This is a genomic window from Streptomyces fagopyri, from assembly GCF_009498275.1.
Lineage (GTDB): Bacteria > Actinomycetota > Actinomycetes > Streptomycetales > Streptomycetaceae > Streptomyces > Streptomyces fagopyri.
In genome coordinates this window covers 4,709,590-4,724,496 of record NZ_CP045643.1, presented here as the reverse complement: position 1 = coordinate 4,724,496, position 14,907 = coordinate 4,709,590, and the positions used below count along the sequence as shown (strand labels likewise).

The window sequence follows — 14,907 nt, the reverse complement described above, 5'->3', positions numbered from 1 at the left end:
TCGGCCGCTTGTACGGATAGCAAGGGCGAACCCGCGGCCGGTGCGGCACGATGGCCACGGTCCGGGGTGGCGACGAGGGGTGACGTGTGATGGGGCGGCGAGCGCGGTCACGGTACGGGCGGGCGCTCGGGGCCCTGGCCCTGGGAGCGGCGCTGTGCGCGACGTCCGCGCTCGGGGGGAGGGCCTCGGCGGCCTCTGTCCCGGCGGAGTCCGGTGCACCGAAGCCGTACGCCTACGCCGAGGACGACACGACGGTCGAAGGCACCGCGAGCACCACGAACGCCGCACTGCTGGAGCCCGGGAGGACGTACCGGAGTTCCATCGGCGAGGGCGGCAAGCTCTACTTCCGCCTGGCGCTCGACGCCACGTCCAACGCGTACGTCTCCGCCACCGCCGTTCCCGGGCCGGGCGCGGCGGTCTCCTACGCGGACGGCGTCAAGGTCTCCGTCCAGGACGACAACAGCCGCCGCTGCTCCTCCTCCGCGGCCGCCCATTTCGGCGCCTCCGAGAGCCCGCGTCCCCTCGCCGCCTGGGCGTCCCGTGAGATCGGCCCCACCAAGTACTCCTGCCAGACGGCCGGGACGTACTACGTGGTCGTCGAGCGCGTCGGCCCGTCCGGCTCGTCGGCGTCCTCGTCCCGCTCCCCCGGCGACTGGGATCTCGAACTCGGCTACGTGTCGGAACCCGCTCTGCGGAAGGCCGGTTCGACGAAGGCCCCCGAGGCGTGGAACTCCGCTTCGCCCGGACCCCTTCAGGGAGACGCGCGCACCCGGGCCGGCGGCGCGGGGTTCGCGACCGCCGCCCCCCTCGGCGAAGGGGTCTGGAAGGACGGGATCAGCCCTGGGCAGACGCTCTTCTACAAGGTGCCGGTCGACTGGGGACAGCAGCTCTACGCGGGCGCCGAGCTGGGCAGTTCGACCGGTGGTGACGGTTTCGTGGGCACGGCCCTGGTGGTGTCCCTCTACAACCCCGTGCGGGGGTACGTCGACGACGTGGGCTGCGGATACGACGGCGGCCAGCGAGCCGCGGTCGTGGATCCGCTGCCGCCCGTCGCCTACGGCAACCGCTACGCCCTCAACGACCGGACCAGCGCTGTGCGGTTCGCGGGTTCGTACTACCTCGCCGTGCACCTGGCCGCGCAGGTCGCCGGCAAGTTCGGCGACGGGCCGCTCGGACTGACGCTGCGGGTACGGGTGGAGGGCGCCGCCCACGCGGGCCCGGACTACGCGGGACGGGCGGATCCCCGGGACGTGTTCGACGCCGCGGCCGGTGCCGCCGCGGCGGAGGCCTCCGGCGGGACGGCGGCGGGCGGTGCGGGCGGCGCGGGGGACCGTGCGACGGGCTCGGGCGCCGCCGGGGACCCGCACATGAAGGCGGTCGCCGCGGGCGGCCTCGGCACGGGGACCGCCCTGGTACTGGTGCTCGCGGTGTGGACGGCGGTCGCGCGGCGGCGGGCGCGAGGGTGGGCGGCGGCCGGGGACGCGGCCACGCCGGGTCCGCCGGCGGCTCATCCCGTCCTGCCCCGGGATCACAAGGCGCCGCGAGGCCGGTAGATCCGCCCGGGGTGGCCGACGGGGGTCAGATACGCGTCAGCGCCCAGAAACCCACCGCGAAACAGGCCAGCGCGAGGAGCAGGACCGGGACCACCACCCGGGCCGGCGGTCCGGGGCGGACCGCCCGCCGGGACACGGCCCGGTGGGAGCCGGCCGAACCGTGTGTGTGCTGCTGCACCACGACGGTGGGATCCGCGGGCCGCTGGGGGACGGGCACCGGCGCGGACCGGAGGCCGAAGGGCTGCGTGTACAGGGGAGCCGTGCTCGGCACGTTCACCGCGGTGGGGGGAGTGGGCGGCTGCTCGGGCGGGCGCCACGGGTGACCCGGGACCGGATGACGCTGAGTCTCGTGCCAGGCGTGCTGCGGTTGCGGCTGGGCCTGTTCCCGAGGTGAGCTGTGGGGCTGGGGCTCTGGTTGGGGCTGCGGCTCGGGCTGCGACTGAGGTTGTGGCCGTGGTTGTGCGTGGGGGGCGGCTGCCCGGGGCGGCGGCAGGTGGAAGCTCCCGGTGTCCGACATCGTGGACGGCCCCGGAGGCACGGAGTCCGGGGCGGGGAAGGGTGTCACGTCACCGGGGGCGGCCTCGTGGCGTACGTCGCCGGTGCCGGGCTCCGGGCGTGCGCCCTCGGGTCCGGGCTCCGGATGGACGCCTCGGGAAGTCGTGCGGGGCCATGCGCCTTCGACGGCACCCGAGCCGGACAGGGATCCGGGACCGGAGAGGGGATCGGCGACGGGGTCGGGGGCGGACCCGGGCCGGGAAGCCGTGGGTTCGGCGGTGGGCCGGGATGCCATCCCGGCCGGTCCCGCGGGGCCGAACCCCGGGGGAAGCGGGCCGATTTGGTCGAAGACCTCGACCAGTTCGTCGTCGGGGCCGGTCTCGGGCAGCAGCTCGGCGGCCGAGGCCAGCGCCTTGCGCGCCCCCGTGGCGGTGCGGAACCGGGCCTGGGGGTCCGGTTGCAGCAGCGTGGCCACCACCTGCCACAACGGCTCCGGTATGCCCTGGGGTGCGGGCGGTGTGCCGTTCTCGGCGAAGTACTCGATCAGCGCCTTGGCGTCCGGTTTGGCCCCCTCCAGCAGGTACAGGGCGACCAGACCCACGGCGAACAGATCGGCGGGGAAGTCGGGTTCGGAGCCCATCATCTGCTCGGGCGCGAAGTAACCGGGCGTTCCCACCACGTAGTCGGTCTCGGTCAGCCGCGGCTCACCCAGCCGCATCGCGATGCCGAAGTCGGACAGCCGCAGCCGCGGCCGGGCCGTCCCCGTCGCTTCCAGCAGCACGTTGGCGGGCTTGATGTCACGGTGCACGACCCCCTCGGCGTGCACCGCGGCGAGCCCCGAGAGGAGCTGGTCGAGCAGGACGCGGACGAAGCCCGGGGGCAGCGGGCCGTAGTCGTTGACCAGATGGACCAGGGATCCCCCCGCGACCAGGTCCATCGTGAACAGGACCTTGTCGTCGTCGGCGGCCCAGCTGGCGGGCGCCAGGACATGAGGGTGATCGATCCGCAGCGCCTGCTCCCGTACGAAGCGCAGCAGCGCGTGCGCGTCGCTCTGCTGGAGCACCTTGGCGGCCACGTACCGGCGCCGCCGCCGGTCCCAGGCGCGCCATACGGCACCGACTCCCCCGTGGCCGATCGGGTCGACCAGCTCGTACCGTCCGGCGAAGACCTCACCCATGGTCGTGCGTCGCTCCCCTTCGGCGGTCGGTCCTTACGGCTTCCGCGAGGTGCCCGGCGGCCCGGGACGCGGCGCTGGACGGCGTTGCGAGCCCGCCGGCGCGGGGCGTGCGGCCTGCCGGACCGTCGGCTCGGTTCCGGGCCGTGGCTCAGTTCTGGTGCGACTGGTAGTGCGCGACGGCGTCGGAGGTGCGGCCCGCGCCGTACACCCGGAGGAACTCTGCCAGTTCCGGGTGGGTCGGAGCGAGGGTGTCGGCGGCCTCGATGATGTCTCCCGCGGCCGCGACGGAGCGCAGCAGCGACTGGATCTCGCGGACCACCCGTTTGACCGTGGGCGCACCCGAACTGCTCGTCGACTGCGTGGTGTTGCTGAGCACGGAGCCCCCCTGCGACTTCTTGATCTCGTCCATGCGCTCGGTCGCCTCGGCGGCGCTGACGCTGCCGTCCGCCACCTGCCCCGCCAGGTCCTGCAGCAGCTGGACCCGCTGGACCACCGCGGGATTGCCGATCTTGGCACGCTGACCGCTCATCAGCTGCGACAGCATGGGCGCGGACAGGCCCAGTACTCCGGCAAGACGCGCCTGGTTGAGGCCCAGATCGTCTATGAGCCTGCGGAAGAGCGTCCCCAGCGGCTCCCCGTACCAGTTCCGCTGCAGCTCCTGGGCTCTTGCGGTTGCTTCCTGCTGTGCGGCGTCCATTGCGTCTCCCCATCGCTTCCCCAAAACCGTGGTTCGCCATCGCGAACCACGTCGAGCATCTTACGGAGAGTGGTCGCCCACGGGGACCCCCAATCTTTTTGCGAGATACCGGGGGTGACCCGGTACTCTGGTGCCCGGCGCCAGTCGGTATCCGAATGCACCGGCCGGACGCCTCCCTTCAGGGGCCTTAGCTCAGTTGGTAGAGCGCTGTCTTTGCATGGCAGATGTCAGGGGTTCGACTCCCCTAGGCTCCACACCTCGGACCGGCCGGACGCCTTCACGGCGACCGGCCGGTTTTCGTATGCCCCGCTTTGACCGTTCACAGTGACCTGCGTCACAGGGGGAAATTCGCAAGCTTTGCATTTGTTTGCGCAAATGCCTGGAGTGGGCGAGGGTGCCGGGACCGTCACCCGGGGGGTTGTCGCCCTCCGTGAGGGGTGGGGCTCCGACGGTGGAGCCGTGCGTGAACTGGCGCAAGCAGAGGCGCGTAATCAAGGCAATGCGCACGGTGAAGAGAGTCTGTGTGGATGTTGTGCGTGACGACCGTTGCAAACGTCATCGCGGACGGAATCCGTAAACGGTCGTCTTCTTCCCCGCGGGCCTCCGCGGTGCGACGGGTGACGCGGTTCCGCGCCGTTCCACGTGAAACAACGCTGTGGGGCAGGAGACCCTCAAGTCTCCTGCCCCACAGCGTTGTTGATGTCCTGAGCCAGGACTCAGTGGCGATCGTCCCGCTTCGCCGCCTCGTCCTCCGCCTGCTTGGCCTGGACCTCGGGGTCGAGGTCGGGCCGACCGCTGCCGTCGACCGATGTCAGGCGGCCCGACTCGGGTACCTCGGTCGCGGCGGGCGGCTCGACCAGCCAGTCGGGATTGGCCTGCTTGTCCCACCACCGCCAGGCGGCGTAGGCGCCGCCCGCCAGGAGTCCCAGGACGGCCAGTCCCTTGACGGCACGGCCGGCCTTCGCCCGCCGCCGGTGCTTGCGGACCAGCTTCTCGATCTCCTTGGGGGAGACCTGTCCGCGCAGTGCGGCCAGCGCCGCCGCACCTCTGGCCGCGGCCTCCTCCCGTACCGGCTGGGCCGCCGCCACGGCCTGCTCGATCCTGGGCTTGGTGTAGTCGGCGGCCTGGAGAGCCGCCTGACGGGTGCGGACGGCGGCCGTGTGGGCGGCGTGGTCGACCTTCGGTGGCACATGGGTGCGCGCCTGCTCGAGTCGTGGTGCGAGATGGGCGTCGTAGTGCACGCGGGCCTGCTCTGCGGCCAGCGACATCTTGGGCGCGAGCCGTACGCGTGCCTCGCTCGCGTAGTGCGAGGCCCGGTCCTTGGCCGTGTCGGCGTAAGGCGCCACCACTTCCGCGGCGTGCAGCACGCTGTCCTTCGCCGAGCCGGTCGCGGCGCGCACGCTGTCAATGCGGGTCACGGGTTTTCCTCCTCCTCGGTGGCGTACTTGGGCGTTCGAGTACCCCAAACAGGCACAGTCCACCTTTCCACCCTTTTCGAGATCATGCCCCTCGCGTGACCGCGGGGCATGCGAGATGGGGCATACGGGGCAACAGGGCCTTGTCGCCGACCCTGCCACGGATCGCTGCTCCGGGCGCCGCCCGCGGGAGGACTCGACGCGATTTCCGCAAGAGGGGGGACGGGATGTTCGCCCGGAGGTGGTGGTCGGGCGACGCGAGGCCCGGTCCGTGCGAGGATCGGGGGGTCAAAAAAAGGCAACGGAAGGCAGATCGTGGCCGAGCAGCTTTACGCCACCCTGAAGACCAACCAAGGCGACATCGAAGTCCGGCTCCTGCCGAACCACGCGCCCAAGACGGTCCGGAACTTCGTCGAGCTCGCCACGGGTGAGCGGGAGTGGGTCAACCCGGAGACGGGTGCGAAGTCCACGGACAAGCTCTACGACGGCACGGTCTTCCACCGCGTGATCAGCGGATTCATGATCCAGGGCGGTGACCCGCTCGGCAACGGCACCGGCGGCCCGGGCTACCAGTTCGAGGACGAGTTCCACCCCGACCTCGCCTTCGACAAGCCGTACCTGCTGGCCATGGCCAACGCGGGCCCGGCCACCAACGGCTCGCAGTTCTTCATCACCGTCTCCCCGACGGCGTGGCTGACCCGCAAGCACACCATCTTCGGCGAGGTCGTCGGCCCGGCCAGCCAGAAGGTCGTGGACGCCATCGCGGGCGCCCAGACCAACCCGCGCACCGACCGTCCGGTCAACGACGTCGTCATCGAGTCGGTCGTCGTCGAGACCCGCGAGGGCTGAGCCCGGCGGCCGAGGGGCCCCGGGGACTCCCGCAGGGAACCAAACGCCCCGTTCATCCGTAAGGATGGACGGGGCGGTGCAGTGCGTACGACCGATCGAGGGGATCCCATGGACCAGGCGCCAGGCAGCCCACAGGGCCCGAAGGATCAGGGATCGCAGGACGCCCAGAGCGTGCCCACCTGCTACCGGCACCCGGACCGCGAGACGGGCGTGCGCTGCAGCCGCTGCGAACGCCCGATCTGCCCCGCATGCATGGTCAGCGCCTCCGTCGGCTTCCAGTGCCCCGAATGCGTCCGGGGCGGCTCCGGTACGGGACACCCGCCGGCGGCCTCCCGGCCCCGCACGCTGGCGGGCGGCACCGTCGCCGCGGACCCGCGGCTGTTCACCAAGGTCCTGATCGGGATCAACCTCGCCTTCTTCCTGGTGCAGAAGGCCGTGGGCGACCGCTTCACCGACAGCTTCGACCTCATCGGCCGGGCGTACGTCCCGCTTCTCGGCTCGGTCGAGGGCATCGCGGAAGGCCAGTGGTACCGGCTGCTGACGTCGATGTTCCTGCACGGCAGCTATATCCACATCCTGTTCAACATGCTCAGCCTGTGGTGGATCGGCGGCCCCCTGGAGGCGGCCCTCGGACGGGCCCGCTATCTCGCGCTGTACTTCGTCTCGGGGTTCGCCGGCAGCGCGCTCACGTATCTGCTCGCCGCCCCGAACCAGCCGTCGCTCGGCGCCTCCGGCGCGATCTTCGGCCTCTTCGGCGCGACCGGGGTGCTGATGCGCCGGCTCAACTACGACATGCGCCCGCTGATCGGCCTGTTGGTCGTCAACCTGATCTTCACCTTCACCCCCGCCTTCGGCATCTCCTGGCAGGCACACATCGGGGGCCTCGTGGGCGGCGTCGTCGTCGGCTACGCGATGGTCCACGCGCCCCGCGAGCGGAGGGCCCTGGTCCAGTACGGGGTGTGCGCGGTGGTACTCGCCGCCGTGGTGGTCGCGACGCTGGTCAGGACGGCTCAGCTCACCTGAGCCGCTCCGGTCACCGCTGTTGTCCACAGACGGTGGCGGATCTTGTGCAGGCTGTGTGGGAACAGCTGTGCCCCCTGTCACTGACCCAAGTTTTCCCAGGTCGGACAGGGGGCGAACAGGTTTGCGGATCCCGGTAGGCCAGTCACACCGGCGTCAACCCTGGATGAGTTATCCACAGATCGTCGTTCTTTTTCCACCTGTGGAAAACAGCTGTGGATAACTCAGTGGATAGCCCTGGGGAGAGCTGCCGGGAAACTGCCGGAGCGGCGGTCGCGGAGCGCTACTTCCACTGCGTGGAGACGCCGAATCCCGCCGCGATGAAGCCGAAACCGACCACGATGTTCCAGTTGTCCAACGCGTCCACCGGCAGTGAGCCGTCGGTCACGTAGAAGACGACGATCCAGGCGAGGCCGATCAGGAACATGGCCAGCATGACCGGCGCGACCCAGCCGCGGCTGGTGAGCTTGATGTTGGTCGTCTGCTTCGCCTGGGGTGGCGTGTAGTCGGCCTTCTTGCGGATACGTGACTTCGGCACGAGGGTCTCTCCTGTCGATGCGCTGCGTGGCCGCGCAGGGAACTGGGGCGGGCTCCGGGGCAGCGTACAAGGGGACACTGAGCGCTCCCCCGGGCGTCCGTTAGCGTAGTGCTTCCGCGGCGCCGAAGGAGATAAGGGTACGTTGAGCAATTCTGCCGACTCTCCAGGGACGGGTTCCAGTCCTGCCGATACGCGCCGTTTCCGGCCCGTTCGCGTGCTCACCGTGGCTGTCTTCGCCCTGGCCGGGCTTATTTTCTTCACCAGCTTCAACACGGCCAAAGGCACCAATATCCGCACGGACGCGTCCCTGCTCAAGCTCTCGGACCTGATTCAGGAGCGCAGTCACAAGAACGCGTCGCTCGACGATTCCAACGGCGCGCTCCGCGACCGGGTCGACACCCTCGCCGGACGCGAGAACGGCGGCAGCAAGGCCGAGACCGACGAGGTCGCCGCGCTGGAGAAGAAGGCGGGCACCCAGCCGCTCAAGGGCAAGGCCGTCACGGTCACCCTGAACGACGCCCCGCCGAACGCCACGGCCAAGCTGCCCGGCTACCCCGAGCCGCAGCCCGACTATCTGGTCATCCACCAGCAGGACCTGCAGGCCGTGGTGAACGCCCTGTGGCTGGGCGGGGCCCAGGGCATCAAGGTGATGGACCAGCGGCTGATCTCCACGAGCGCCGTGCGCTGCGTCGGCAACACGCTGATTCTGCAGGGACGCGTCTACTCGCCCCCCTACAAGATCACCGCGGTCGGTGACCCGCAGAAGCTCCAGAAGGCGCTGGCGGACTCCCAGGCGATCCAGAACTACATGGTGTACGTCAACGTCTACGGGCTCGGCTGGAAAGTCGAGGAGAACGGGACGGTGACTCTTCCCGGCTACTCGGGCACAGTGGATCTCCACTACGCGAAGCCTGTGGAGTAGCCGGAGCCGCTGCCGCTGGGGGGGCCTGTGTCGGTGCGAGTGGTCGTCAGGACGTTGAGCGAACTCTGCATCACCGTCGGCACGCTGATCGTGCTCTTCGTGGTCTACGTGCTGTTCTGGACGGGCGTGAAGGCCGACAGCGAGATGGGCCACCAGATCGACCAGCTCCAGCGGCAGTGGTCGAAGGGGGCACTCGCGCGGCAGCCGGGGACGCCGGCCGCCGCCCCGGCCACCGAGAGCCCGAAGGCGCCGCCCTCCTATACGTACGGCAAGCCCTTCGCGGTGATGTATATCCCGCGTCTTGGTTTCACGTGGAACAAGCCCGTGCTCGAAGGCACCGGAACGAGTGTCCTGAAGAAGGGGCTCGGCCACTACCGGGGGACGGCCCAGCTGGGGCAGACGGGGAACTTCGCCGTCGCGGGACACCGCCGGACCTACGGAGACCCGTTCAAGGATTTTCCGAGGCTGCGGCGCGGCGACGCGGTGGTGCTGACCGACGGGACGACCTGGTTCACGTATCGGATCGACAAAGGCCCCTACAAAACCGTGCCCACGGACGTTGAGGTGATCGACGCTGTGCCACGTAAGTCCGGGTATACGGCTCCGGGCCGCTACCTGACGCTGACCACCTGCGACCCGGAGTGGGGGCACAGCCACCGGCTGATCGTCTGGGCACATCTGGATTCCACACAGCCCGTGGAGGCTGGGAAACCGGGGGCGCTCCGCCGTTAGTCTGGTCCCGTACGGCGTGGGTCCGGTGGTGCGGGGCGTGGCTCTGACGCCGTGGTGCGACGGAAGGGACGGCATGTACGGCTTCATCTGGCGGCATCTGCCGGGGAGCGCGTGGGTGAAGGCGCTGATTTCACTCGTGCTGGTCCTCGTGGTGGTCTACGTCCTCTTCCAGTACGTCTTCCCCTGGGCCGAACCGCTGCTCCCCTTCAACGATGTGACGGTGAACAACCAGTGAGCGCGCGGATCCTCGTCGTCGACAACTACGACAGCTTCGTCTTCAACCTGGTCCAGTACCTGTACCAGCTGGGTGCCGAATGCGAGGTGCTGCGCAACGACGAGGTGTCGACCGCGCACGCCCAGGACGGCTTCGACGGGGTGCTCCTGTCGCCCGGACCGGGCGCTCCCGAGCAGGCCGGCGTCTGCGTCGAGATGGTCCGCCACTGCGCGGACACCGGGGTGCCCGTCTTCGGCGTCTGCCTGGGCATGCAGTCGATGCAGGTGGCGTACGGCGGTGTCGTGGACCGTGCGCCGGAGCTGCTGCACGGCAAGACCTCGCTGGTGGAGCACGAGGGCAAGGGCGTCTTCGCCGGCCTGCCGTCGCCCTTCACCGCGACCCGTTACCACTCGCTCGCGGCCGAGCCGGAGACCGTGGCGGCCGCGCTGGAGGTCACCGCCCGTACCCACGACGGGATCATCATGGGACTCAGACACCGCGAACTCCCGGTCGAGGGCGTTCAGTTCCACCCCGAGTCGGTGCTGACCGAACACGGGCACCTGATGCTCGCCAACTGGCTCGTGGAATGCGGCGACCAGGGTGCCGTGGCGAGGTCGACGGGGCTCGCCCCGGTGGTGGGCAGGGCCACGGCGTGACCGCGCTGCGCCCCGAGCGCGAGTCCGGCGCCTACGGCGGCGCCGGAGAGGACGGGTCCTCGTACGGGCAGCAGCCGTACGGGGCGCCCGGCGCGTTCGAGGTCGCGATCGAGCGGCTGGCGGACCCGCTCACCGATCCTCTCCCGGGCACGGAGCCCGCTCCCGGCCGCACGCCTCCCGGTCACGCCGTCCCCGGTCACAGCGTGCCGGCCGCCCCCACCGCCGGACCGCAGTCCGGGCAGGGTCAGCAGTGGCCCGGACACCACCAGTACGCGGGGGACGCATCCGCCGGGTACGCGCAGGACTGGCAGGGGGCGGCCCAGGGCGGCTACGACGCCGCCCGGCAGCGGCAGCCGTACGCGGAACCGGCGACGACGGCCATGCCGGCCGCACCGGCCTTCCAGGAGCCCACGCCCCCCTACGGGGCGCCGGCGGCTCCACCCCCGTACGCGACGCCCGCAGTCCCGTCCGCGCCGGTCTACGGGGCCTCCACGGCCTCGCCCGGTCCGATGCCCGCCCCGATGCCCGGTCCGGGCTACGACGTACCCGCGACGACGGCCCGGCCGCTGGACGACGAGACCGTGGCGCTGCGGGCCTCGGAGGTCTCGCAGGCACGGCTCATGGCCGCGCCCGCGCGGCGCGCGGACGCCGCGGACGATCCGGCGGGCGAGCCCGGGGGCCGTGCGGCCCGGCGCAAGGCCGCACGGCGCCATGGGCGCCACGGAGGGCCCGCGGAGTCCCTGGAGTCCCAGACGTCCCAGGAAGGGCCGCAGGAGGCCGCTGGGGCCCCGCTGAGCCGTGTGGCGGCCCGGCGTGCGGCGCAGGCGCGGAAGCCCGGTGCCGCGGTCGTCGTGAGCCGGATGATCGGCGAGGCCTTCATCACCACCGGCGTCCTGATGCTGCTGTTCGTGACCTACCAGCTGTGGTGGTCGAACGTGCGGGCGCACCAGCAGGCCGGCAGCGCCGCGCACCATCTCCAGGAGGACTGGGCGAGCGGCAAGCGGAGCCCGGGGACGTTCGAGCCGGGACAGGGTTTCGCCATCCTGCACATCCCGAAGCTGGACGTCGTCGCGCCGATCGCGGAGGGCACCAGCAAGACGAAGGTGCTCGACCGCGGCATGGTGGGCCACTACGGCGAGGGCAGCCTCAAGACGGCGATGCCGGACGCCAAGACGGGCAACTTCGGTCTCGCGGGCCACCGCAACACGCACGGCGAACCCTTCCGCTACATCAACCGCCTCAAGCCGGGCGACTCGATCGTCGTCGAGACGCAGGACGACTACTTCGTCTACAAGATGGCGTCGATCCTGCCGGTGACGTCCCCTTCGAACACAAGTGTGCTGGCCCCCGTCCCCAAGGGGTCCGGATTCACGGGGCCCGGCCGCTACATCACCCTGACCACCTGCACGCCGGAATTCACCAGCAAGTACCGGATGATCGTGTGGGGCAAGATGGTCGAGGAACGCCCGCGCAGCAAGGGCAAGCCCGACGCCCTCATCGGGTAGGCGCATCCAGCGGTGCGCGGGCTGTCCCCTCGGGCGACGAGCGCGTGAGACAACCTGAGACAGACCAGACGGGGCAGATGCACAGTGGCAGCGAGGACCGACCACGACGAGCGCGCCGACGCCGACGCCGAGGCGCCCGCACCGAAACGGCGTGGTCCCGGCCCGATCGCGATGGCGGTCAGTGTCTTCGGCGAACTCCTCATCACCGCGGGCCTGGTGCTCGGCCTCTTCGTCGTCTACTCGCTGTGGTGGACGAACGTCGTCGCGGACCGCGCGGCGCACCAGCAGGGCGACAAGGTCCGCGACCACTGGGCGGCGGACAAGGGCCCCGGAGCGCTGGACACCAAGGACGGCATCGGCTTCCTGCACGTCCCGTCCATGAAGAACGGTGAGGTGCTCGTCGAGAAGGGCACCTCCACGGAGGTCCTCAACGACGGCGTCGCCGGCTACTACACGGACCCCGTCAAGTCGTCGCTGCCGATGACCGGCAAGAACGGGAACTTCACGCTCGCCGCCCACCGCGACGGCCACGGCGCCAAGTTCCACAACATCGACAAGGTCGAGAAGGGCGATCCGATCGTCTTCGAGACCAAGGACAAGTGGTACGTGTACAAGGTCTTCGGCATCCTCCCGGAGACCTCGAAGTACAACGTGAAGGTCCTCGGCGCGGTCCCCAAGGAGTCGGGCAGGAAGAAGCCGGGCCACTACATCACCCTGACGACCTGCACGCCGGTCTACACGTCCCGCGACCGGTACGTCGTCTGGGGCGAGCTGGAGCGCGTCGACAAGGTGGACAGCGCGCGGACACCGCCGAAGGAACTGCGCGGCTGACCGGCACGGCTCCTTCGGCGGTGGTACGTGCCGTATGCGGCCGGTGATCACGATCCGGCCCGCGGCGGGTCACGCCGGCTCGGGCTGGTAGTCCGGGCAGGTGTGGAAGCGGTCACCCGGGTTGCTGGTCGCCTGCGTGATGGCGGCCTTCAGGCCGTGCGGCATAGCGCACACGAGATGTTCAAGGGCCCGGTACTCCGACGAGTACCGGGCCCTTGTCGGCAGACTTGCCTGTTCAGCCGCTAGTTGCCGCCGATGAACCCGCCGCCGTTACCGCCGTTGTTCCCGTTGCCGCCGAAGGTGGTCAGGGTGATCTGCGTGTTCGGGTCGGCCTGGCCCTGCTGGGGGTCCTGTCCGATGACACGGGCGTTGTCACTCTGATCGCCGTTGAACTGGATGTTGTTGAAGCCGTTCTGCTGCAGGATCTGCCTGGCCTCCTGAACGGTCTTGCCCATCACGTTCGGGATGTCCTTCTGCTGGTTCTGGGCCTTCTTGCCGATCTGGATGTTCACCGGGGAGTTCTTGTCGACCGAGGTGCCCGCCTGCGGGGAGGTCGCGACGACCTTGCCGTTCTGGGCGTCGTCCGCGGTCTCCACGTCGGTGCAGTTGCCGACCAGGTTCTTCGCGGCCATCTGCGCCTTGGCCGCGTCACAGGTCTGGCCCGTCACGTCCGGCACGGTGGACTTCTCCTGCGCCTTGGCGATGGTCAGGGTGATCGTCGTACCCTTCTGGACCTCCGCGCCGAGCTTCGGATCCTGGTCCAGGACGGTGTTCGGGTCCTCCGCGGAGATCTGGGTCTTCGTCTTGACCTGGAACCGGTAGCCGTCGCCCTCGAGCTTCGCCTTGGCGTCGTCGAGGCTCTGGCCGGTCACACCGGGCACGACCACCTTCGGCGCCCCCGTCGAGACCACCAGGTCGACGGTGTCGCCCTTCTTGACGTCCGTGCCGGCCTTCGGGTCCTGGTCGCACACGCTGCCCTTGGGCTGGGCCTCGCACGGCTTCTTGGTGGTCGTCACCGTCAGTTCGACGTTGGCGGCCATCGCCTTCGCGTCGCCCAGGGGCTGGCCGACGAAGTTCGGGGCCGCGAAGGGCTTGTCGCCGTCGCTGCTGCCGCTGAAGGCCCACTTGCCGATCAGGATCGCGCCGATGAGCACCAGGACTCCCGCCACCACCAGCAGGATCGTCGAGGTGTTCGACTTCTTCTGCTGCTGACGGCGCCGGGGCGGACGGTCGTCGTAGTTGTTGAAGCCGCCGTCGTCAGGGTTCATCGGCGGCAGCATGGAGGTGGCCTGGGCGTCCGTGGAGCGCAGGGCCGTGGTGGCCTGGTCGTCCGGATAGCCGCCGTAACCGACCGAGCCCATGGCGGCGGTGGCCGCGACCGGCTGGCCGTCGAGGCAGGCCTCGATGTCCTGGCGCATCTCGTCGGCGGACTGGTACCGGTAGTTCGGGTCCTTGACGAGCGCCTTCAGCACGATCGCGTCCATCTCGGGCGTGATCTCGGGGTCGAAGACGCTCGGCGGCTGCGGCTCCTCCCGTACGTGCTGGTAGGCGACCGCGACCGGCGAGTCGCCCACGAACGGCGGCCGGACCGTCAGCAGCTCGTAGAGGAGACAGCCGGTCGAGTAGATGTCGCTTCGCGCGTCCACCTGCTCGCCCTTGGCCTGCTCCGGGGAGAGGTACTGGGCGGTGCCGATGACCGCGGCCGTCTGCGTCATCGTCATGCCGGAGTCGCCCATGGCGCGGGCGATGCCGAAGTCCATCACCTTGACCTGGCCGTTGCGCGTCAGCATGACGTTGGCGGGCTTGATGTCGCGGTGGACGATGCCGGCGCGGTGGGAGTACTCCAGGGCCTGGAGGATCCCGATGGTCATCTCCATGGACCGCTCGGGCAGCAGTCTGCGTCCCGAGTGGAGCAGCTCACGCAGCGTGGAACCGTCCACGTACTCCATCACGATGTACGGGATGGAGATGTTCTCGATGTAGTCCTCGCCGGTGTCGTACACGGCGACGATCGCGGGATGGTTGAGCGAGGCGGCCGACTGGGCCTCCCGGCGGAACCGGGCCTGGAACGACGGGTCGCGTGCGAGGTCGGCTCGCAGCGTCTTCACCGCCACGGTGCGACCGAGCCGGGTGTCATGGGCGAGATGGACCTCCGCCATGCCACCACGGCCGAGCACCTGGCCCAGCTCGTACCGGCCGCCGAGGCGACGCGGCTCTTCCATAGCTACCTACCAGCCCTCTCCGTCGATCCCGACCGCACGCATGTGTGGTCCGGCGGTGTGCCGTCCGGGCATACCGTACCC

General features: G+C 70.1%; 14 protein-coding genes and 1 tRNA gene. 10 read left to right on the top strand and 5 right to left on the bottom strand.

The annotated features are described in order from the left end of the window. Window positions 1–89: 89 nt before the first annotated feature. Complete coding sequence (locus tag GFH48_RS20300) at window positions 90–1,553, top strand: hypothetical protein (protein ID WP_194280626.1); 1,464 nt, start codon at window positions 90–92, stop codon at window positions 1,551–1,553. A gap of 25 nt (window positions 1,554–1,578) precedes the next feature. On the opposite strand, the gene GFH48_RS20295 is transcribed toward GFH48_RS20300, so the two are convergent. After that, window positions 1,579–3,225: a serine/threonine-protein kinase gene (locus GFH48_RS20295; protein ID WP_153289612.1), complete on the bottom strand. Its 1,647-nt coding sequence runs from the start codon at window positions 3,223–3,225 to the stop codon at window positions 1,579–1,581. A 148-nt stretch (window positions 3,226–3,373) separates the two neighbouring features. Then, complete coding sequence (locus GFH48_RS20290; RefSeq protein ID WP_148009302.1) at window positions 3,374–3,922, bottom strand: helix-turn-helix domain-containing protein; 549 nt, start codon at window positions 3,920–3,922, stop codon at window positions 3,374–3,376. Window positions 3,923–4,103: 181 nt separating this feature from the next. On the opposite strand from GFH48_RS20290, the gene GFH48_RS20285 reads away from it, so the two are divergent. Beyond that, a tRNA-Ala gene (locus GFH48_RS20285) sits at window positions 4,104–4,176 on the top strand. 462 nt (window positions 4,177–4,638) lie between these two features. On the opposite strand, the gene GFH48_RS20280 is transcribed toward GFH48_RS20285, so the two are convergent. Next, window positions 4,639–5,340 (bottom strand): DUF5324 family protein, encoded by a 702-nt coding sequence (locus GFH48_RS20280; protein WP_153289611.1) that lies wholly within the window; start codon window positions 5,338–5,340, stop codon window positions 4,639–4,641. A 312-nt stretch (window positions 5,341–5,652) separates the two neighbouring features. Between GFH48_RS20280 and GFH48_RS20275 the strand changes: the two genes are divergently transcribed. Together GFH48_RS20275 and GFH48_RS20270 are read left to right on the top strand one after the other, a co-directional pair. Continuing rightward, window positions 5,653–6,186 carry a peptidylprolyl isomerase gene (locus GFH48_RS20275; RefSeq protein WP_153289610.1) on the top strand — a complete coding sequence of 178 codons (534 nt, stop codon included), beginning with the start codon at window positions 5,653–5,655 and terminating at the stop codon, window positions 6,184–6,186. A gap of 108 nt (window positions 6,187–6,294) precedes the next feature. Further along, window positions 6,295–7,209, top strand: coding sequence for a rhomboid family intramembrane serine protease (locus GFH48_RS20270; RefSeq protein WP_153289609.1), 915 nt, complete (start codon window positions 6,295–6,297; stop codon window positions 7,207–7,209). A 280-nt stretch (window positions 7,210–7,489) separates the two neighbouring features. Here the strand turns inward: GFH48_RS20270 and crgA are convergent, their stop codons facing one another. Continuing rightward, a complete protein-coding gene (gene crgA, locus GFH48_RS20265; RefSeq protein ID WP_153289608.1) occupies window positions 7,490–7,744 on the bottom strand; it encodes a cell division protein CrgA in 255 nt (84 codons plus the stop codon). Window positions 7,745–7,886: 142 nt separating this feature from the next. Here crgA and GFH48_RS20260 point away from each other — a divergent pair, with 142 nt between their 5' ends. The 6 genes from GFH48_RS20260 to GFH48_RS20230 all read left to right on the top strand — a co-directional run bounded on the left by GFH48_RS20260 (window position 7,887) and on the right by GFH48_RS20230 (window position 12,604). Continuing rightward, entirely contained in the window at window positions 7,887–8,666 is a 780-nt protein-coding gene (locus GFH48_RS20260; protein WP_153289607.1) for a DUF881 domain-containing protein, read from the top strand. 33 nt (window positions 8,667–8,699) lie between these two features. Beyond that, entirely contained in the window at window positions 8,700–9,398 is a 699-nt protein-coding gene (locus GFH48_RS20255; protein WP_153293024.1) for a class E sortase, read from the top strand. Window positions 9,399–9,435: 37 nt separating this feature from the next. Further along, a complete protein-coding gene (locus GFH48_RS20250) occupies window positions 9,436–9,633 on the top strand; it encodes a hypothetical protein (RefSeq protein WP_194280926.1) in 198 nt (65 codons plus the stop codon). After that, window positions 9,630–10,268 carry an aminodeoxychorismate/anthranilate synthase component II gene (locus tag GFH48_RS20245; RefSeq protein WP_153289606.1) on the top strand — a complete coding sequence of 213 codons (639 nt, stop codon included), beginning with the start codon at window positions 9,630–9,632 and terminating at the stop codon, window positions 10,266–10,268. Before GFH48_RS20250 ends, GFH48_RS20245 begins: the two co-directional genes overlap by 4 nt. Then, the gene (locus GFH48_RS20235; RefSeq protein WP_194280625.1) at window positions 10,265–11,773 is read left to right on the top strand and encodes a class E sortase; all 1,509 of its coding nucleotides are present in this window, start codon (window positions 10,265–10,267) and stop codon (window positions 11,771–11,773) included. The genes GFH48_RS20245 and GFH48_RS20235 overlap by 4 nt, the downstream gene beginning before the upstream one ends. A gap of 84 nt (window positions 11,774–11,857) precedes the next feature. After that, window positions 11,858–12,604, top strand: coding sequence for a class E sortase (locus GFH48_RS20230; protein WP_153289605.1), 747 nt, complete (start codon window positions 11,858–11,860; stop codon window positions 12,602–12,604). A gap of 242 nt (window positions 12,605–12,846) precedes the next feature. On the opposite strand, the gene pknB is transcribed toward GFH48_RS20230, so the two are convergent. After that, entirely contained in the window at window positions 12,847–14,826 is a 1,980-nt protein-coding gene (gene pknB, locus GFH48_RS20225; RefSeq protein WP_153289604.1) for a Stk1 family PASTA domain-containing Ser/Thr kinase, read from the bottom strand. Window positions 14,827–14,907 lie beyond the last annotated feature (81 nt).

Bases quoted from the DNA above. Each gene is read 5' to 3' on its own strand.
- GFH48_RS20300 (WP_194280626.1), top strand. From the start codon at position 90: ATGGGGCGGCGAGCGCGGTCACGGTACGGGCGGGCGCTCGGGGCCCTG.
- GFH48_RS20295 (WP_153289612.1), bottom strand. From the start codon at position 3,225: ATGGGTGAGGTCTTCGCCGGACGGTACGAGCTGGTCGACCCGATCGGC.
- GFH48_RS20290 (WP_148009302.1), bottom strand. From the start codon at position 3,922: ATGGACGCCGCACAGCAGGAAGCAACCGCAAGAGCCCAGGAGCTGCAG.
- GFH48_RS20270 (WP_153289609.1), top strand. From the start codon at position 6,295: ATGGACCAGGCGCCAGGCAGCCCACAGGGCCCGAAGGATCAGGGATCG.
- pknB (WP_153289604.1), bottom strand. From the start codon at position 14,826: ATGGAAGAGCCGCGTCGCCTCGGCGGCCGGTACGAGCTGGGCCAGGTG.